At 42.6% G+C, this 18,778-nt stretch carries 17 protein-coding genes; 6 read left to right on the top strand and 11 right to left on the bottom strand.

Annotated features, from left to right (window positions below; translation table 11 throughout):
- Nucleotides 1-43 precede the first annotated feature (43 nt).
- The 4 genes from IQ19_RS04115 to IQ19_RS04100 all read right to left on the bottom strand — a co-directional run bounded on the left by IQ19_RS04115 (nucleotide 44) and on the right by IQ19_RS04100 (nucleotide 5,907).
- The gene (locus IQ19_RS04115) at nucleotides 44-1,318 is read right to left on the bottom strand and encodes a M20 family metallo-hydrolase (protein WP_144540170.1); all 1,275 of its coding nucleotides are present in this window, start codon (nucleotides 1,316-1,318) and stop codon (nucleotides 44-46) included.
- Between the two features lie 25 nt (nucleotides 1,319-1,343).
- Nucleotides 1,344-2,891, bottom strand: a complete 1,548-nt coding sequence (locus tag IQ19_RS04110; protein ID WP_144540168.1) for an AbgT family transporter — start codon at nucleotides 2,889-2,891, stop codon at nucleotides 1,344-1,346.
- A 259-nt stretch (nucleotides 2,892-3,150) separates the two neighbouring features.
- Nucleotides 3,151-4,578, bottom strand: a complete 1,428-nt coding sequence (locus tag IQ19_RS04105) for a M20 family metallopeptidase (protein ID WP_144540166.1) — start codon at nucleotides 4,576-4,578, stop codon at nucleotides 3,151-3,153.
- A gap of 33 nt (nucleotides 4,579-4,611) precedes the next feature.
- Complete coding sequence (locus tag IQ19_RS04100) at nucleotides 4,612-5,907, bottom strand: amidohydrolase (protein ID WP_144540164.1); 1,296 nt, start codon at nucleotides 5,905-5,907, stop codon at nucleotides 4,612-4,614.
- Nucleotides 5,908-6,410: 503 nt separating this feature from the next.
- Here IQ19_RS04100 and IQ19_RS04095 point away from each other — a divergent pair.
- Nucleotides 6,411-6,548 (top strand): YvrJ family protein, encoded by a 138-nt coding sequence (locus IQ19_RS04095; protein WP_144540162.1) that lies wholly within the window; start codon nucleotides 6,411-6,413, stop codon nucleotides 6,546-6,548.
- 81 nt (nucleotides 6,549-6,629) lie between these two features.
- On the opposite strand, the gene IQ19_RS04090 is transcribed toward IQ19_RS04095, so the two are convergent.
- Together IQ19_RS04090 and IQ19_RS04085 are read right to left on the bottom strand one after the other, a co-directional pair.
- Nucleotides 6,630-6,899: an HTH domain-containing protein gene (locus tag IQ19_RS04090; protein ID WP_144540160.1), complete on the bottom strand. Its 270-nt coding sequence runs from the start codon at nucleotides 6,897-6,899 to the stop codon at nucleotides 6,630-6,632.
- A gap of 762 nt (nucleotides 6,900-7,661) precedes the next feature.
- Nucleotides 7,662-8,150, bottom strand: a complete 489-nt coding sequence (locus IQ19_RS04085) for a hypothetical protein (RefSeq protein ID WP_144540158.1) — start codon at nucleotides 8,148-8,150, stop codon at nucleotides 7,662-7,664.
- 465 nt (nucleotides 8,151-8,615) lie between these two features.
- Between IQ19_RS04085 and IQ19_RS04080 the strand changes: the two genes are divergently transcribed.
- From IQ19_RS04080 to IQ19_RS04065, 4 genes are all read left to right on the top strand, one after another.
- The gene (locus IQ19_RS04080) at nucleotides 8,616-9,503 is read left to right on the top strand and encodes a hypothetical protein (RefSeq protein ID WP_144540156.1); all 888 of its coding nucleotides are present in this window, start codon (nucleotides 8,616-8,618) and stop codon (nucleotides 9,501-9,503) included.
- A gap of 45 nt (nucleotides 9,504-9,548) precedes the next feature.
- Nucleotides 9,549-10,646, top strand: a complete 1,098-nt coding sequence (locus IQ19_RS04075) for a hypothetical protein (protein WP_144540154.1) — start codon at nucleotides 9,549-9,551, stop codon at nucleotides 10,644-10,646.
- A gap of 500 nt (nucleotides 10,647-11,146) precedes the next feature.
- Entirely contained in the window at nucleotides 11,147-13,168 is a 2,022-nt protein-coding gene (locus IQ19_RS04070) for a phospholipase D-like domain-containing protein (protein ID WP_144540152.1), read from the top strand.
- A 266-nt stretch (nucleotides 13,169-13,434) separates the two neighbouring features.
- Entirely contained in the window at nucleotides 13,435-15,039 is a 1,605-nt protein-coding gene (locus tag IQ19_RS04065) for a phosphodiester glycosidase family protein (protein ID WP_144540150.1), read from the top strand.
- Nucleotides 15,040-15,163: 124 nt separating this feature from the next.
- Here IQ19_RS04065 and IQ19_RS28395 read toward each other — a convergent pair whose 3' ends face one another.
- A complete protein-coding gene (locus IQ19_RS28395) occupies nucleotides 15,164-15,277 on the bottom strand; it encodes a DUF3231 family protein (protein ID WP_242020899.1) in 114 nt (37 codons plus the stop codon).
- 229 nt (nucleotides 15,278-15,506) lie between these two features.
- On the opposite strand from IQ19_RS28395, the gene IQ19_RS04060 reads away from it, so the two are divergent.
- Nucleotides 15,507-16,028 carry a CBO0543 family protein gene (locus tag IQ19_RS04060; RefSeq protein ID WP_144540148.1) on the top strand — a complete coding sequence of 174 codons (522 nt, stop codon included), beginning with the start codon at nucleotides 15,507-15,509 and terminating at the stop codon, nucleotides 16,026-16,028.
- 379 nt (nucleotides 16,029-16,407) lie between these two features.
- Here the strand turns inward: IQ19_RS04060 and IQ19_RS04055 are convergent, their stop codons facing one another.
- The 4 genes from IQ19_RS04055 to IQ19_RS04040 form a co-directional block, all read right to left on the bottom strand.
- Nucleotides 16,408-17,193 carry a 2-keto-4-pentenoate hydratase gene (locus IQ19_RS04055; RefSeq protein WP_415802439.1) on the bottom strand — a complete coding sequence of 262 codons (786 nt, stop codon included), beginning with the start codon at nucleotides 17,191-17,193 and terminating at the stop codon, nucleotides 16,408-16,410.
- Nucleotides 17,194-17,198: 5 nt separating this feature from the next.
- Nucleotides 17,199-17,390, bottom strand: coding sequence for a 2-hydroxymuconate tautomerase (locus IQ19_RS04050; protein WP_144540144.1), 192 nt, complete (start codon nucleotides 17,388-17,390; stop codon nucleotides 17,199-17,201).
- Between the two features lie 93 nt (nucleotides 17,391-17,483).
- A complete protein-coding gene (locus IQ19_RS04045) occupies nucleotides 17,484-17,912 on the bottom strand; it encodes a DoxX family protein (protein WP_144540142.1) in 429 nt (142 codons plus the stop codon).
- 54 nt (nucleotides 17,913-17,966) lie between these two features.
- Nucleotides 17,967-18,758 (bottom strand): dioxygenase family protein, encoded by a 792-nt coding sequence (locus tag IQ19_RS04040; protein ID WP_144540140.1) that lies wholly within the window; start codon nucleotides 18,756-18,758, stop codon nucleotides 17,967-17,969.
- Nucleotides 18,759-18,778: the final 20 nt, after the last annotated feature.

Below are 18,778 nucleotides of genomic sequence, written 5' to 3'. Positions count from 1 at the left end.
AAATGAGGCAGATTTCTCTGCCCCATTTCCCATTATTAAAACCTCAATGTAATTTCTTGATGGATTCAAAGAGCACTTTAACGGCAGCCAGCATGGTGCCTTCGTTTATATCAAACTTCTCATTATGATGGCCTGCCGCAAGCTCGGTACCAAAAATGCAATACGTGGCCTGCCCTCCGTTTTGCTGAATCCTTTCCATGAAGAAAGTTGCGTCCTCAGAACCTGCAGGTGAATCGTCTTCAAGTATGCTCTTCTTAATATGAGGAGATTCTTCTGCGCAAGCATGCAATACGGCTGCCAGCTCGGTTGATCCCTGGGCACTTACAGCCTCGCCCACAGTCTGTATCTCGTAATCGACTCCATACATTTGTGCCGAACCTGCGATAACAGCTTCCGCCTGGGCCTTGACATATTCATTGATTTTCGTATTTTCTCCGCGCGTTTCAACCTTTAAAACGGCCCGGTCAGCGATGATATTACGTCCTGAACCAGCATGCATTTCCCCCACATTAATGCGGGTTGCCCCTTCTGAATGGCGTGGAATGGCATAAATATTCAGTGCAGCAGAAGCAGCTGCAAGCAGTGCGTTTTTCCCTTCTTCCGGATTTCCCCCGGCATGAGAGGCTACGCCCTTAAAAGTAATATCAAGTTTGGAAGTGGCCAAAAATCCGTTCTTTGATGCAACAAAGTGTCCATCCGGTACTCCCGTGCCAACATGAGAGGCAATAAAGTAATCGACATCATCCACAACCTTGGCTTGGGCCATTGACCGTGCCCCGCGGGTTCCTTCCTCGGCCGGCTGGAAAATCAATTTGATTTTCCCCTTAAGGCTGTCCTTATTCTCTGCAATCAAGGTTGCCAAGCCCAGCCCAATGGTTGTATGGGCATCATGTCCGCATGCATGCATTTGGTTTGGAACAGTGGATCTAAACCCTTCTTTTTGCGGAAAGTGGCTGTCTGCCTCGGATTCATTAATAGGCAAGGCATCCATATCAACGCGAAATGCGATGGTCTGGCCTTCCTTTTTGGTATCCAGTGTGGCCACAATGCCTGTATAACCATCTTTGAAAGGCTCAAGGTATTCTTTTTTTGCCCCATTTTCGAGTGCCCATTGATAGTGTGCTTCTGTGTCTTCTTTATTGGGCTTGCCCATGCAATAGTCGGCAGACATCACTTGTTTTCCCATTTCCAGCTGAAATCCTAGTTCATCGAGGATTGAGGCAACGATGGAAGCTGTCCGCATTTCCAGAAAGCCTCCTTCAGGATAACGATGGAAATCACGACGCCACTCTACTAATTTACTTTGAAGATTACTCACCTTTTACTCACATCCTAGTTTTCTATTAGAGATATGGACCAATTCCAGGACCAAACGGGATTTCAAAGAAGAAGAATATTAAGATCATCACAATCCATGTCAGCAAGAAACAAATCGAGTATGGAAGCATTAGCGATATAAATGTTCCAATTCCGGCTTTCTTGTCATACTTCTGCATAAATGACAGCGCTATAACCATGTATGGCATCATCGGGGTCACGATATTCGTTGACGAATCCGCCACACGGTAAGCCACTTGCGTAAAGGCAGGGTGATAGCCGAGCTGCATAAACATTGGCACGAATACAGGCGCTTCAAGGGCCCACTTTGCTGAACCTGAAGTGATCAGGAAGTTCAGCGATGCTGTAAAGATAATATAGCCAATGATCAGTCCTATACCTGTAAACTCTGCTTCTTTCAAAAATTCTGCCCCGTTCACGGCAACCCAGGTAGCAATGTTAGACCAGCTGAAGAAGGCGATGAACTGGGCAATTGCGAATATTAAGACAATATAAGATGCCATATCCTTCATCGATTCAGCCATAAAATTGGCAACATCTTTACTGCTCTTAATGTTTCCAACCGTCATTCCGTAAACAGTACCGATGATAATAAAGAAGAACAGAATGATCGGGATAATGCCATCCAGGAATGGGGATGGCACAATGCCGCCATCTTCATTGGTTAGCGGGCTATTTGGCATAAGGATGGCTCCCAGAATAATCGCAATATACACCCCACCCGCAATGACAGCATTTCGCAATGCTTTGCCTGCATTAGGAGGATCTTCTGTTACAGCTTCTTTTACCTCTTCGCCTTTGTATTCTCCAAGGCGCGGTTCAATGAATTTCGTTGTGACAAGTCCGCCGACAACCGTTAGAACAAACACGGAAACAATATTGAAGTACCAGTTATCAATTGGTGTTACCACCATATCCTCATTAATAATCTGCGCAGCTTCTGTTGAAATACCTGCCAGTAATGCGTCTGTTCCAGCAATTAAAAGGTTTGCTGTAAAACCTGCACCTGCTGCTGCATACCCTGCTGCTAAACCGGCAATCGGGTTGCGGCCAATTTTATAAAAGACCATGGCAGCGAGCGGCGGTACAAGAACCATCGCTGCATCTGATGCGATATTCCCCATAATCCCTACAAAAACGACCGTATAAGTGATTAAAGCAGGCGGCGATTTTAAAATCGTTTTCTTAATGGCATAATCCAGCATGCCGACTTTCTCGGCAAGGCCGATACCGAGCATCATGGATAGAACCAGGCCAAGAGGCGCAAATCCTGTGAAGTTATCGAGCATGGATGTTAAGATGAACTGTAAACCTTCTGCAGATGCCAAATTCTTGACTGGCAGCTCTTCTCCTGAGCCCGGGTGTATAACAGTCGCACCAAACGCGCTAAAAATAGCTGAAACAATAATGATAAGAACGGCGAGGCCGGCGAACAATATAAATGGATCCGGGAGCTTGTTCCCGACGATTTCAACCCCATTGAGGAATCGCTGTGCGATCCCTGCTTTCTTTTTTTCTGTTACATTTTTCTCCCCTTGCTTTTCAGTTTTCATTTTCTCCCCCCGCTTTTCAATTTTTTAAATTTTAGCTCTTTTTCTTATAGACTGTTGTTATAGCTTGGGAATGCTGCCCGTTGATTTCCGCTGCGGGCCCTTGCTTTCCGCGGGGAGGAATGAGAGCCTCCTCGGCTTCGCCTGCGGGGTCTCCCACTTCCCTCTCTTCCCGCTGGAGTCAAGAGCCCTCCGCTCCAATCAACTCAATAGATAAGATTAGGTTTGACATTGAAAAACAACAATCTTTATAAAATCAGCCTTATTTCAATGTTGATGGCTTCACATCTTTAGGTATTGGACATGTGTAAGGGTTAGCCTCTTTAAACTCATTGAATTCCTGTTTAACAGATTCCAATTCTTCCTTGTCCGTCAGCAGTTTAACAGCCGTTAATGCCATGGCCTCTGCGGCCCGAAGCATTCCTTTATGAGCGTAGCTGCTAATGCCTTGTGTCGTCATTTGCCATGTATGCAGCGGTGTTCCAAGGGCTGACGTCGATGCCGTCAGCTGAGCCGTCGGCACAACCCAGCTGACATCGGAGACATCTGTAGATCCGGCAAGAATTTCTTTAGAAGGTTCATATGCCGAGATGGTTTCAGCGAGGTATTTCCCCTTAAACTCACTGCCATCCCCTACATAGCCAAACCCTTTTAAAATATCTAAATAGCTTTCTTTTTCACCATCTGATAACGTGGACCAAAGCTTTTCGGCAAAGGCCTTTTCATCTTCGCCCGGTTTTTCGATGCCAGCTTCCTGAAGGCTTTTATAGAGGACCTTTTCAAGGCTCCGATTTGGAATATAATTCGAACAAGCCTTGTCGAACTCGATGGAAAGCTCTGTTTCCGTCATCAGTGCTGCACCTTCCGCAATTTTGCATACCCGCTTGTAGATCTCGTCCACCTGCTGAACCTTTGGTGCCCGGATTAAATACAGCACTTCAGCATTTGCTTGTACGACATTTGGCGAGATGCCCCCTGTATTAGTGATCGCATAGTGAATTCTCGCTTCCGGCACGATATGCTCACGAAGATAATTCACTCCAACGTTCATCAGCTCAACCGCATCAAGGGCACTTCGTCCCAGATGCGGCGAGTTCGCAGCATGTGAGGATAAGCCTTTAAATCTGAAGTAAACCTGATAGTTTGCCAGACTGGAAAGGCTCATGATGCTGTTTGCCGGAGATGGATGCCAGGTTAATGCTGCATCCACCCCTTCAAACACACCTTCCCGGACCATGAATGTTTTTCCGGATCCGCCTTCTTCGCCAGGACATCCAAAAAACTTAACAGTCCCTGGCAAATGGTTATCTTCTAAATATTTCTTGGCTGCGCATGCTGCGGCAAAAGCGCCAGTCCCCAGCAGGTTATGCCCGCATCCGTGGCCGACATTCAGTTCTGTCGGCTCATATGATGTTTTGTTTGGCACCTGCCCTAATCCGGATAGTGCATCAAACTCCCCAAGGAACCCGATAACTGGGGATCCGCTTCCATAAGTAGCAACAAAAGCGGTCTCTATGTTTGCTGCATTCCTTTCAACGTCAAATCCGGCTTTTTCACACTCAGAGGCTAAAAACTCCGCTGATGAATACTCTTCAAATCTCGTTTCCGGATGTTCGAATATATACTCGCTGATTTTTTCAAAAGTCTCTTTGTTTTCGGCTAGAAATGTTTTCGCAAAGTTGTTCGTCATTATATCCCCCTTAAAAAGTCTATTTCCTTCCATTTAAATGGCTGATCCCCCATTTAGAATATGGATATAAGCATCGACCGCAGCCAATAATACTTCTTCCTCGAAATCAAACTGAGGGTGGTGATGAGGGTAATCAAGCTGGGTTCCAAACAGCATATACGTTGCTTTGCCTCCATGCTTTTGGACCCGATTCATCATTAAGCTGACATCTTCCGATCCAGAAACAGGCACTGCAGGCAATATTTCTTTAATAAACTCACTGGATGCACACCATTCCGTAATTTTCGGTATAAGCGCCTTATCACAGACAACTACTTCCGTAACGCCTACTGCTTCAATCGTGCAGGAAACATCATGCATATTTGCTGCAGCCTGAATAATCCGAGTGGCTTTCTCAGCCATGTATTCAGCAATCTCTGGTGTCTGGCCCCGCACTTCAATTTCCATATAGCTGTCTTCCGGGATGATGTTCCGACCGCTTCCGGCAATCAGCTTTCCAACATTGACCCGGGTTACGCCATCATGGTGGCGCGGAATTCCATAAAGATTATTAGCAGCAGTCGTTGCTGCCAATAAAGCATTTTTACCGAGTTCCGGACTTATGCCGGCATGAGAGGAAACTCCTTTGAAATAGACATTGAACTTTGTTGAGGCAAGAAATCCCGGCGTTGTTGCCGCGATTGTTCCAACTGGCAGGGATTGAATGCCGATGTGGCCGGAATAAAAATAATCGACATCATCCAGCCAGCCTTTATCTGTCATTGCCCGAGCCCCTCGGCCCCCTTCTTCTGCCGGCTGGAAAAGAAGAGTAAAGCGGCCTTTCAAATGATCACTATGGGCTGAAATATACTGAGCCACTCCCAGTCCGATGGCTGTATGCCCGTCATGGCCGCAAGCGTGCATCACGTTCTTTTCCTTAGAAGCAAATTCATGCTTTGACGGCAGATGCGCTGAATCAGCTGATTCGTTAATCGGCAATGCATCAATATCAAAGCGAAAGCCTACATGGTCTCCTTTTTTGCCTGTATCCCATGTCGCAACGAGCCCGGTATTTCCGCCGCGCATTTTATCCAGCCAAGACTGTTCAACACCATAGTCAATCGCCTTTTTCTCATGCGCCTCAAGATCAGCGGCTGCAGGCACACCCAGACGGGACTCCTCTTTCAGCGCTTCTTTTCCTATGAAAATAGTAAACCCCATTTTTTCGAGTTCTTTTCCAATTCTATAAGTCGTGATGTACTCCATAAAACCCAATTCAGGCATAGCATGTAAAGTACGCCGCCATTTGATCAATTGGGGAGTTAAATCCTTTAAAAACTCACTGGACAAAAAATCACACCTCACTAGTTAGTAAAAGCACGAATGCTTCTGTAATGAATGATCATAACTGTAAAAACTATCGCGAATAGCCTTAATTATTCCATTTCGGAAATTTTCCGTTTAACTACCTTAAATCCATTATACATACGATTTTAGAAAATTCAAAGTTAAATATTTACTATTAAAATACGAAGAAATGAATTTTTATGAGTAGAGTAGCTAATAGAAAATAGGCTGTTTTCGCCAACTTTGTTGATTTTAAACAAAGTTGGGAGAGGTTGATTTCCGCTCCAGGATGCTCGGTTTCCGCGGGGCGGACGGTGTGGCTCAAGGTGCTAAATTAGTTGAGCGTAATGTAACCGAATATGAATTAGTTTAATTCGAAGAAGCCGGTTTCTAATGAAGCCGGCCTTTTTTTAACGATGGTATTAAAGTGGTGCCGTTTGGGGTGCCAGGCCCCACCTGGGGGCCTGACACTCCTTTAACGTCACCTACAGAAAGGAGCAATGACAATGGAACAGATGGTCACACTCATCAGCGAGCTCGGCTTCCCGATTGTGGTTACACTTTTTCTGCTGAACAGAATCGAAGCCAAACTTGATGTGGTCGTATCGTCAATTCAGGGATTGCCGGATCGGCTGGAGGAATAGGGTGTCAGGAAATATAAACAGCCTGCATAAGAAAATAAGGGGCCTTTATAGGTCCCTTATTAAAGCAAAAATACATTCTCTTTATTTTCTTCCAGCATTAACTGAAGCAAATTCCTTATTGAACTTAAGAATATACCCCTTAGCCTTTCGGTTATAAACGATGCTATTTGTTAAAGTATCAAACTTATAGTTGGAGAAATAAGCGTTTATTTCCTTCATATCTCTCTGGATTGTTTTGACACTCACATTAAAGTTCTCCGCTTCCTTTTCCTTACTTATGACTTCTCCTTGGCTAAGACGTTCAAACAGGGACAAAATCCGCATTGTTTTCATGTGTGATTCTTCAATCAAGATGTCTTCTCCCCTCGTTTATTTTTTATATTTCATAAAGGCTAAATAAATATATGCCTAATTATCATATAGGAAAATAATAACATAAACACAGTGTTATTTTGGGTAATTTTACCTATATATACTTCCAAATTGTTTTATTTAATATCGTCCGAATTTATGTTTTCTTTTGCTAGGTAATCTTTAAAGATATAAAAAAGCAATTGAAATGCAACATGTATATAGTAAAGTTTCGGCTCTTTCGGTATGTATATAACGATTAGAGACAGGACAGAATTCATAATAAACAAATAAGGATGATTGTTATGAATGAAAATGAATTTCTAGAATCAGAGAATTTATTTAAAGGGCTTTTATGGGCCGCTGGATTAAGCATTCCTTTGTGGATCTCAATATTCGGCTGGATAAAGATAATCTTATATTTTTCACCTATATAACTTAATGGGATTTTTCAAGTGAAAATCTGGTTATCCTTTTTTAGTTAATACTCAGCTGAATAAAACGGCGAAAAACCTTGCTGCAAAAATCAGCAAGGTTTTAATTTTAGGCTCTGTTAAATTTGCCTGTTGATTTCAGCACGAGGCACTCCCGCAGGACGTTGAATAAGCATCCTCGAATAAACACCGCACGAAGAAAATGCGAAAGCATTTTCGAGGAGTTCGTGCTTCCGCTCCAATCAACAGGGTGCTAAAAAACAACAATAAGCCTTAACAGAGCCTAATTTTAGTGGTAACGATTTACGGTCAACATTTTTTGGTCTCCCTATTTAAAATGCTTATTTAACAGCTCTTTAAATAGCAGATTTAGATCCCTGTTTTTCTGCTCTCTTAACCATTCCACTTGATCAATGGGCAAGTTTAATTTAAGCGTAATCTTTTCATTGGGCATCTCTACTTTCCTGATATCCTCTAGCGTAATACCTTCTTCAATATCCGGAAATGCCAAATCATTCTCACTTATCCTTAGCACGCCTTCGTAGTTTTCATTTTCATCCAATTCACAGAATAAATTAAGCCTGGGCAGCCTTCCCGGCAGTGATTTTAAAAACATAAAGGAACTAATGACTCTTCCATCTTCCAACTCGATTTCTGCTATCAAACTTTCCCTATCTTTATATTTTCTTAGAGTAATCTCACTCACAATCATATCCACTTCCAAAGTACTTCCTGTAGAAGACTCGAAAATATAGATGGCACTGTTAAATATATAGAACGTTTCTCCATCGATGATGATCGATTTTACCCCAACCATACTTCTTCCCCCAAATAAATAGGATCTGCAATAGGATGAACTGCGACTTTATAGATTAACTACATCATATCAGAAAGAGAAGCAATGTGGGGTTTTCATTGAGCTTAGATCCCATACAAGCTGGAACCCCCTTGACAAGGACTCTTACTCTTACTCATCATTACACAAGTGAAAAATCCGCTCAAAATTCAGCATGGTATTATCTGTTTCACCCTTTGATCTTTCATTGTATCTCGGGTCTTGCTCCGGCTTTTTTCCACCTTCTAAAGTCATGAAAATAGATTTAGGACTTAAGACAGCTTCCCTCTCCCATTAGGATGTTTATACTTTTATTAAACCCTTTTCTTTCTTCTGAATAAAAATCTTTTAAAATAGGTTTAATTCATTTCATAGAGGGTATAAACAATAGAAAAAAAGATTTTTTATACATAATAGATTTCCTTTCGAAGGGGGGTGAGTGACGCAGTGAAACACCGTTTGTTCTATTTATTTTCCTTTATATGTGTGTTAAGCCTTCCGGGCTATGCTTCTGCCGATTCAGGTTTGCTGTCAGATGCAGCTGAGGCCGATGGGACAGCAGTCCTGGAAGAACAGGAACAATCAGAATTAAAAAACAGCACGGAAGAAAGCACCGCCACTGTTAATAAGAAGGTGGAAGGTTTTGTATCCACTCCTGATAAGGCTGTGAGTGAAGCAGTTGAATCGCTTTCTGAAAATATTTCTTCTTCCGCCAGCACACCAGCGGCAAAAGTGAACGTACTTGAGGAAGAAGGTTTGGTTAAGGTTGATACTCCAGCGGCTAGTGTACAAGCTAAAAAGAAAGCAGCCGAAGCGGAAGCTCCAGCTGAAACAGTCGAGGTTTTGAATGAACTTGTTATAAAAGCGGAAACATCTGAAACAGAAGCAAACGTTTCTAAGAAATCGGATTTAAGACCTGAATCTGAAAAACCATTCACATTTGAAGATACGAAAAAGTTCTTCTTTTCCCAAGAGGAAGCACCTTTGCATAACGAAGAAGCGCTATTTCAACATAATACTAAACTCACAGGAAAACAAAGCTCGAAATCAGAACTAAATTCAGATCAGGGCTCAAACTCTTCCAGCTTGCTTCCGGATAAAAAAATGCCTGTAATGGATATAATCATTCCTTCCAACGGAGGCCCAGGGTCACCATCCTCCAGTCAGGCAGGTTCATCGGTTTCAGCCTTTACATATATTCCGGGTATATTACCAAGCACAATAAAGGATCTTACTCCACCATCAATGGGCGGCAGCAGTCATGTAAGACAGTTCTTTGATCAATGGGTAAACGCTCCGCCGTCCCGGCCGCCGGAACTCTCTTCTTTCTTATAAATGATATATATAAAAATCAAAAAATAAGAAGGAGAGAACATAATCATGAAAAAGAAGAATCTAGTAAAAACATTATCTATTACAGGTGCAATCGCTGCAGGACTATTTATTGGAGGAAGTACCGGTTTTGCTGAGGAAAAAGAAAGCTCCCTGTCACTTTCCAACCAGCTTCAAGGCGAAAATCAAGTGACTATTGAGACAGAGGATGGCTTTGATTTGCAGGGTGCGATCCATTCACAAGCAGAATCTGCTTTTCAAAATGAAGGTACTTCAGCTGAAGGCAGTGTTCATAACTCATTAACCCTTGCAGCAGTTTCCAAAGATCACGCTGCTGAAGGAAAAGCGGATCTCCAGCTAACTGCCGACGCTGATAACACCGCAGCGATCAGCGGACAAGCTGATCTAAAGGCACAAGCTTCCCTCAAAGAAAGCGATGTATCCGAAACCGGAGATGAAGCTTCTGTTCAAGCTAATGGAAAAAGTGATACAAGCACAGCAGTGTCCGTATCAATTGAAAATGAGGAAGTCACTGAAAATGTATCGAACAGCACAGCTGCATCAACTGATGCTAACGCTGACGCTGGAGTGTCAGGATCAGCTGATGCTGAGACTTCAAGCCAAATGGATGTGTCCCTAAGTGGTGAGAGTAACGCTTCCATTGAAACAAATAGTGCTTTATCCGCTGATTTTGAAGCTGCCACAGAAGCGAACTTGGATGCAGATCTGGAGAGGGAAAGCACGAATGGCATTCAGTCCACATTCCATGGCACTGTGAAAAAAGACTCTATCACCGCTGACTTGAAGGCAGATGAAGCTTCTGTAGCCGTTAACGGAGTAACAGAGACTGACCTTAAGCCGGAACCTAAAGATAATGATGAAGAATCTTCTTTGAATGCTAAGTTACAAAGCAACACTGAAGCAGATTTAGAAGCTGCGATTTCTTCAAATGAGGAGATGTCTGCAACTTCTGCTAGCGGGGACCTATCATTAACGGCTGAGGAAAAATCTGAGCTCAGCCTGAACCCGGATTTCTCCGCTTCTGAAAATAATGAGTTTACTTCTTCTTTTACAGTAGCTTTCAACGTTGAGACTTTTGAAAATGTGAAATTGACACTTCCAAAAGAATTGGACCTAACTGCTTAAAATTTAACGCAAATAAAATGACCAGGAGGAGGCAAATCATTGCCTCCTCCTTTTGGTAAGCAAGTAACGTTACTAATTGTCTTCTTTGGCTTTCTCTTCTGCTTTCTTCGCTTCTTCCTTAGCCTTTTCTTCTGCTTTCCTTGCTTCCTCCTTACCTTTTTCAGCTATTTATTTAAATTAGATAGGCATTACCCCCTCTAAAAGTAACCACCTAACCTTGGTTGAATAAACGCTATGAACACTTTATTTCAATTATTAACTTTTATATCGAGTTTTTTTATCATTTTCAACCCATTAAATAAAAGTAATTACGCCTGTCGTATCAGGCACAAATCTCCCCCTGCAATGTGATAGAACTAGTTATATCAGCTCACCCTTGCCAAAATCCTTCAAACTAAACCACTGAAATAGAACTATTTTCTGAGAAATTTACATTTCTTATATATTTTCCCAACATTCTCACATTATGATTATCTTGAATTTATATTTTAGGAGGTATCATGGTGAAGAAATTGTTTTCTATTTTTCCAGCGTTTATTCTATTGTTTTCCATTCTTTTTCCAGCAATGCAGAACACGGCTTCAACTGTTCATGCAGCCGGAGCCGGGAGTGTAGTGATTAACGAAATAGCCTGGATGGGGACAACTACAAGCTATAATGATGAATGGATCGAGCTTTACAATAACACCGGTTCCGATGTTGTTCTGGATGGCTGGAAGTTACATGCTGCCGATGGGACACCCGCCATTGCACTAAGCGGTACGATTCCGGCAAACGGCTATTTTTTATTGGAAAGAACCGATGATCAGACAGTATCCGATATTCCTGCAGACCTTATTTACAGCGGAGCGCTTGGCAATACAGCAGAGCATCTTCAGCTGCTGGATTCAGCAGGCACCGTAATCGATGAAGTTGACACATGGTATGCAGGAGATAATACGTCGAAAGCAACAATGGAGCGGATCGATCCTGCTGCAGAAGGAATTTCCTCCTCAAACTGGGCAACAGCCATCAAAAGCTACACCGGCGGACTTGGTACACCGAAAGCGTTTAATTCCACCGGAACAGATGGAAGCGGTACCGTAGATCCTGATGACGGTTCAACAGAACCTCCCCCATCGTCCAATGTATGTGATGACAGGACACAGCATCTCAATAATGTTTCCGAAGCTGAAGGAGCGATTAACGTATACTTTAACAAGTGTGCATTTCCTCAATATGCTTCAGCCGGAAACGAAGCGAATTACAATGTGAATTTTGAAGATATTTTAATCAAGCGTCTAAATTCGGCAACAAAGAGCATTGATTTTGCTACATATGAAATTAACCTTCCACGCGTTGTGGATACACTCATCCAGAAAGCGGCAGAGGGCGTTGATGTCCGCGTAATTGCTGATTCCAAAGATTCAGCCGACCCTCATTATGCAGAGCGTTTTGAAACCATGCGCCTGTATTTGGAGAAAATGGCCCGCGGGCAGGATTCTGCCATGGGGACTGCCGATGACATCGTGATTTTTTCTGACTCCCCTATGTTTGCGGTAGAGGATAGCGCCAAACGGACAAGCAAAGGCCTCCCTTCCTCAGCCAATGATATCGATCAAGTAACTGTAACCGTTGGAAATTCGTCTGTCACAGGCCGTTTATTCGTGGATGCTGAATCTAAATCGGCCGGCAGCTACTATAGCCCCGGAAACCAGATGCACAATAAATTTGCCATTATTGATGACAGATGGGTTTTTACAGGAACATGGAATTTCACCGTAACCGGCCTTTATGGATCCGATGAAAATATGCAGCAGGGCATTTTGGACGGAAACCAAAATCAGATTGTAGAAATGAACTGGCCAGAGCTTGCAGGGATTTATGAAACAGAATTCAATGAAATGTGGGGAACGTCTGCCTTGAGCCCAGATCCAGCGATATCCAACTTCAGCAGCCGCAAAACAGATAACACCACACATGTGATTGATATTAATGGAAAAAAGGTTGAAATCTACTTCTCGGCCGGAGACAATGCGATTGGCAAAATGGCTTCGCTGATTCGAAACGAAGCACATTTCAATACCTACTTCTCCATTTTCGCCTGGAGTGACCAGGCAATCGCCGATGAGCTGAAAAACAAATGGGAAGGTTCCTATAATGACCTCGAGGGAACACTGACCGGATTTGATGTGAAAGGCGTGTTCGATTCTGATTTCTGGAATCAATGGTGGTCTGCAAGCATCGATATGACGGGAAGGACCGCTTCCCAGACAAGTGTGAATAATCCCAACACACGCTGGAAAAATCCCGCCCCTGTCTATAAGGATGCAGAGGTGCGAAAGCTGCACAGCAAGACGATGATTATTGATGCAGATACAAACAGTGACCCAACCGTCATAGTCGGGTCCACCAACTGGAGCAACAACGGCAACAATGTAAACGACGAAAATATGCTGATTATTCATGATGCAGCCATTGCCAATCAATTCGTCCAGGAATTTAACGCCCGCTACACCCAAGCAGGCGGAACCATCCAATAACCAACTATAAGGTGCCTGATACCCGGTGAGCAGACGCTTCATCAAGCCGGGGATTAGGCACTTTTTTTAAAGAAGATGGGTTATAAAAATGGCAGTCTGCCGATTCGGATTTACAAAGCTAAATAAACCTTAACACCCCTGCAATGATTGGTTAACGTTTGATTAATACCTATTTTTTATACTGTGGGTAATTGCTCAATCAAAGCATAGAAGTATTAAAGTAATTTCAGCTTGAATTTCACCAATACATATAAGGAGTGAAAAAATTGAACAAATCCTTCAAAAAAGCTGTCATCCCTGCGATTGCATCCATCAGTTTAACCTCTGTTCTGCTTGCAGGCCCTGTCCCGGAGATGCCGGCAAGCGCTAAATCAGCAGAACAGCATGAAAAGCAAGCGGAGAAAGAGACACTGCCTCTTGGCCTGCCCTATTTAAACGAGCAAAGAACCACTGAAAGCCTTGCCCCAGGAGTCACATACACAAAAATCATCCGGGGTGAAGAATCTAAAAAAGATTTTTTCACGGTAGATATTGATTTTACCGAAACACATGAACAGGCTAAAGCTTTGGCAAAAAAGCTTGAATCAGAAGGGTTCAATCCCCAGATCGACCGTATTGCGGACCGGGCCATGGACGATAAAGAAATGGGGCCTCTTGGGTATCTTGTCCGGGTTGGAGAGTTTCAGAGTGAAGAGGCTGCCAAAGAGCTTCAGCAAGAATTGGCTGGGAACGGCTATACAGGCCTGCGTACAGTTTATACCGGTGAAGACGGACAGCAGACTACCGGCCCTTGGGTCGTTAATGTACTTGAAGTAGATCCGGACTCATTTAACGGAACTATTTTACCGGAGCTCGGAAAAGATAAGGTCCAAGACAAAGAAACCCTCACTGAAATGGCTGGCCGAAATAACGCATTAGCTGGAATCAATGGAGGCTACTTTGTAGTAGGAAACAAGGATGGAACACCTGGCGATCTTGCCGGGATTTCAGTAATGGACGGAAAGCTGATAAGTGAAGCGGTAAACGGCCGCTCAAGCCTTATTCTTCCTTCTGCAAACAGGGACGCACGTCTTGCTTCTATTTCTTCCTCCCAGACTGCTGTATCATCTGACGGTTCAGTACGCGAAGTAGATGGATTAAATCGGAAACCAGGCTTAATCCGGGGCTGTGGAGGCACAGGAGAAGATACACCGACTGAGGATCCAAAGCATGATTATACATGTAAAGACGAAAGTGAGCTCATCCATTTTTCACCGGTGTTTGGCAATAAAACAGAAGCCGGAGATGGCGTTGAAGCAGTGCTGGATAAGACGGGAGAAGTGATCGAGCTTCGCACACAGCGGGGCGGAGAAATCCCAAGGGAAGGCTCCGTTCTGGCCGGAACTGGAGAGGCAGCCCAGTGGCTTGAAGCCCATGCGCAAGTGGGCAAGAAAATCCAGGTGAAAAATGAAGTATCAGCTGATGGACAACCATTGCCATTAGAACAAACTTCAGCCATTATCAACGGTGGCCCGCGCTTGCTGGAAAACGGCAAAATCTCTATTAACGCAGCGGCAGAAGGATTCCATTGGGAAGAAAACCCTGAATTCTATTACCGATTTGGAGAGCGCCGAAACCCAAGAACCCTTGCTGGAGTAAAAGAGGATGGAACCCTCCTTTTCGTAACAGTTGATGGACGGGCTCCGGGACTAAGTGTCGGTGCAAACTTTGAAGAGAGCGCCAGAATCATGAAATCACTTGGTGCAGCCGATGCCCTTAATCTTGACGGAGGCGGCTCCACTTCCATGACAGTCGGCAATACACTGGTCACAAGACCATCTGACCAAACAGGTGAACGGCCTATTGCGGATGCGATCCTTTTGCTTCCATAAGATGAGGGTAAATGAGTTTAATCAAACGTTTGATTGAAAAAACAGTTTTAATGAAGAGAGTCAGCGGTTAAATTCGCTGGCTTTTTTATATTAATTACTGGGATCCTCACTTCTTCTTCCTATGCTAATTGCGTATGTTGGGTGATAAGTCATAAGCAAACTGAAGAACAGTAATTTCTTCATCTTCTACATCCTTTAAAAAATACTCTAAAACACATTTGGACAAACTATCATTCATGCAAGCACTCCATATTGAACAGCAAAAATTCCGATCACTTTAAATAATTTCCGTCTCATAATCAAGAATATGGCCCCATTCATTAAGAAGAAGGCATAGCTTGCTGCAGAAAAGCGTCCGTTAATTAAGGGTCAGTATTAAAGGATAGCACCCCGTAAATGAAACAAGAATTTTGATTTCCCTGATAATATATTTAAAAAAGGATATTTTATTTATAGGAGGTGTATATATGAAGGACAGAACAATATTGAACCTGTTAACTATATTTGGTATAGCTGGAAGCCTATTTTTTTTGCTGCGAAGAAAAGGTGATATGAAGGATTGGTTTCTTATTTATTTTATAAAAACTTTAGTTTCTACTATACTTGATGGACCAGTAATAAAAACAAAGTATTTACAATACCCGCATCGCTATTTTCCAAAATTATTTGATTCAAACATTGTGTTTTTATACATTTTATTTCCTTTATCATGTGTCATGTATAATCAATTTTCTTATAAAATGAAGCCGTTAAAAACCTTTTTGAGTGTTTTCCTTTTTAGCGGACCAATGACACTTTTTGAGAATTGGCTTGAAAAGAATACCGATTTAGTAAAATACAATAAGGGCTGGAATGGCTATATTACATTTATTGTCCTTTCCTTTACTTTCTTGCTTGTTAAAGGATGCATGGAGGGCATTCGTTTCTTAGATAAAAAAATTTCCAATCCCTCAATTGTTACTGAAAGAAAAGAATTTACACAAAGTTAGAACAGACCAGGTACTTTTTTTAGACAAATCATTGGTCTTTTTTGTTTGTTACATGTACCTGAACTTGAACGCGTTAGCCCGCAAGCCTTTTAAACCAATGCTGGAAATTTTGACGGTCAATTTAAAGCCTCCTTATTAAAAAGATTAAATAGTTTAGATGTGATTTGAATGTTTATGGATTAGATTGGAAAATAAAGAGTGGGTGTGTGAATGGATAGGTATCGATGAAAAGGAGATTTTATGGTCCTTTATTGGTATTCAACAACTGGGTTAATATTTCTTCTATTTTTTAGTGACAAATTTAAAAAATGATCCATCTTCAAAACGGGAAAAATAAGGGGAACAGAAGAACCGTCCCCTTGTTTCTATCTTTCATTCGTTATCGAACATGAAAAGAAATCTTACCCATGCCATCAAATTCCGTTGTGACATGGTCTCCCTTTTTTAACAGGACCGCCTCCGTAATGCCCCCTGTCAAAATGACAGAACCCTTTTTCAACTTCTCCTTTTTCTCTTCATATAACATACTGGCTAACATCGCTGCAGAATTTGCCGGATTTTCCAGGACAGCCGAACTTACTCCACTCGCTCTTATCTCTCTGTTTATGGACATGGATACCCCAATCAAATCAACGGTAAAATCATGGGGATGGTATAATTGACTCCCCCAAATGACCCTTGATGCAGAAGTGTTATCCGCTATCACATCGGGCAGCTGAAACCGGAAATTCTCATACCGGCTGTCAATTATCTCAAGGGCAGGCAGAATCCATTGCGTTTTTTCCAAAACCTGCTCACCCGTCACATCGGGCCCTTCAATGTCTTCCCCAAGAATAAAGGCAATCTCAGCCTCCACTTTTGGATGGATCAAATCGTCCATTAGGATTTGGCCCCTATTCGGGACATTCATGTAATCAAAAATATAGCCGTAAATAGGGGTTTCGACTTTCATTTGCTTCATTTTCGCCCGGCTGGTAAGGCCCATCTTGTAAGCCGTCACCTTGTGGCCTAACTCAACCTTTCTTTTTACCAGTTCCTGCTGCACCCTATACCCCATTGTCAGATTAAAATCTGTATACTGATCGGAAATACAAGAAACTGCTTGTTTCTGTTTCTCTGCTTTGATTAAATACTCAGCAAGATCTCTATAGTCAAGCATCGATATCTCCCCTATTCCTGCATCTCACTTTTTAGCTTATCTCCCACCGCAAAACGATTTTTAGGCACCTCGTTCACAACGATTCGAATACTCGATAAGGGAGCCCCAAGCGATTCGTGAACCGTACGGGCAACATTCCGTATACAAGTTTCGATGGTTTCCTGATCTCTTCCCTCAAGCATCGTGATTTGAATAATTGGCATACACTGCCCTCCCTTTTTATCATCCACAAAAAAGAAAGCATTACCTCTGATATATGGAAGTAATGCTTTATTAAAAATGATTTTTCAATTGAATTAATGGGCAGAATGCGCCTTTCCCGCCTTTTCTCCTTTAAAAACGAATGAATCCATTGCATAAGCCTTAGAACCGGTGATAGCAAGAGATACCGCCATCGCTAAGAATGCCAATTCCAACTCATACCCGGCCATTTGTCCATTCCCTAAAAAGCCTGCAGCTAATTTCACCTTTATAATCGCTCCAGCCATTATTAAAACGAATAGGCCGGAAACCACTCTTGTACCTAATCCAAGCACTAAGGCAATTCCGCCTGCCACTTCAATGAAAGCAACACCATAAGCGAGAAATCCGGGTAAACCGATACTAGCAAACCAGCCAGCTGTGTTTTCAATCCCGCCCTGGAACTTTGCTGCTCCGTGAATAAAAAAGCTAATTCCTAATACTAGCCTTAAAATGAAAGTACTTACTTCGTATTTGTTTTCCATGTTTCCTTCCTCCCTATTTAGTGATTCATACCATTAAATTTAATATTTAATCATTTACTTTAACTCTCCAAATTGCCATACACTGTGACTAAGATTTCCATATCTATAACTGCGGTGCAGCAGCTTTGCACTTTTTTCTTGATCGGCGGAACCCATTGCATAAAAAAGTGGAATAAAGTGCTCATTTCCGTATGGCGGTACGGCGAAATCAGCATTCGGAGCTAATGTATCATACTTGAATAAAGACTCTACATCCCAATTACTGATTTTCTTTTCCAGCCACATATCGAAATCAAGTGCCCATTGATCAACCTTTCCATTATCACCGGCCATCCTTAAGGCCCCAAGGTTATGGACCGTTCCCCCGCTGGCAATGATTAACATATCTTTTTCTCTTAAGGATGACAAAGAACTTCCAATTTTATATTGTTCCTCAGGTGAAAGGCGGGGATTTACTGACATTGAAATGACCGGAATATCAGCATGAGGATACAGCAGCCTGAGAACTACCCAGGCTCCATGGTCTAGGCCCCGTGCTGTATTCACTTCAAAAGGCACTCCCTGTTTAGCGAACAGCTCTGTAATTTCCTTTGTAATCGTTTCATCTCCTGATGCCGGATATTTAATACGATATAAAGCTTCTGGAAATCCTCCAAAATCATAGATCGTTTCGAATTCGTCTACATTGCTCACCTTTTGAACAGATGATTCCCAGTGTGCTGAAAACAATACAATTGCTTTTGGCTTGGGCAGTGAATGGCCCAACGAATTCAGGAATTTAGTATATACATTATTTTCAATAGCCAATAGAGGTGCTCCGTGAGCAACAAATAAAGCTGGCAGCATGGTCATATTCCTCCTTTATC

Origin of the sequence: Cytobacillus oceanisediminis, from assembly GCF_007830235.1 — a bacterium.
Classification (GTDB): Bacteria; Bacillota; Bacilli; order Bacillales; family Cytobacillaceae; genus Cytobacillus; species Cytobacillus oceanisediminis.
Note: the sequence above shows the minus strand (reverse complement) of the source record. Positions and strands in the feature narration are given on the sequence as shown.

Coding starts and splice junctions, on each gene's coding strand:
- IQ19_RS04110 (WP_144540168.1), bottom strand. CDS start 2,891: ATGAAAACTGAAAAGCAAGGGGAGAAAAATGTAACAGAAAAAAAGAAA.
- IQ19_RS04105 (WP_144540166.1), bottom strand. CDS start 4,578: ATGACGAACAACTTTGCGAAAACATTTCTAGCCGAAAACAAAGAGACT.
- IQ19_RS04095 (WP_144540162.1), top strand. CDS start 6,411: ATGGAACAGATGGTCACACTCATCAGCGAGCTCGGCTTCCCGATTGTG.
- IQ19_RS04085 (WP_144540158.1), bottom strand. CDS start 8,150: ATGGTTGGGGTAAAATCGATCATCATCGATGGAGAAACGTTCTATATA.
- IQ19_RS04075 (WP_144540154.1), top strand. CDS start 9,549: ATGAAAAAGAAGAATCTAGTAAAAACATTATCTATTACAGGTGCAATC.
- IQ19_RS04070 (WP_144540152.1), top strand. CDS start 11,147: ATGGTGAAGAAATTGTTTTCTATTTTTCCAGCGTTTATTCTATTGTTT.
- IQ19_RS28395 (WP_242020899.1), bottom strand. CDS start 15,277: ATGAATGATAGTTTGTCCAAATGTGTTTTAGAGTATTTTTTAAAGGAT.
- IQ19_RS04060 (WP_144540148.1), top strand. CDS start 15,507: ATGAAGGACAGAACAATATTGAACCTGTTAACTATATTTGGTATAGCT.
- IQ19_RS04050 (WP_144540144.1), bottom strand. CDS start 17,390: ATGCCAATTATTCAAATCACGATGCTTGAGGGAAGAGATCAGGAAACC.
- IQ19_RS04045 (WP_144540142.1), bottom strand. CDS start 17,912: ATGGAAAACAAATACGAAGTAAGTACTTTCATTTTAAGGCTAGTATTA.
- IQ19_RS04040 (WP_144540140.1), bottom strand. CDS start 18,758: ATGCTGCCAGCTTTATTTGTTGCTCACGGAGCACCTCTATTGGCTATT.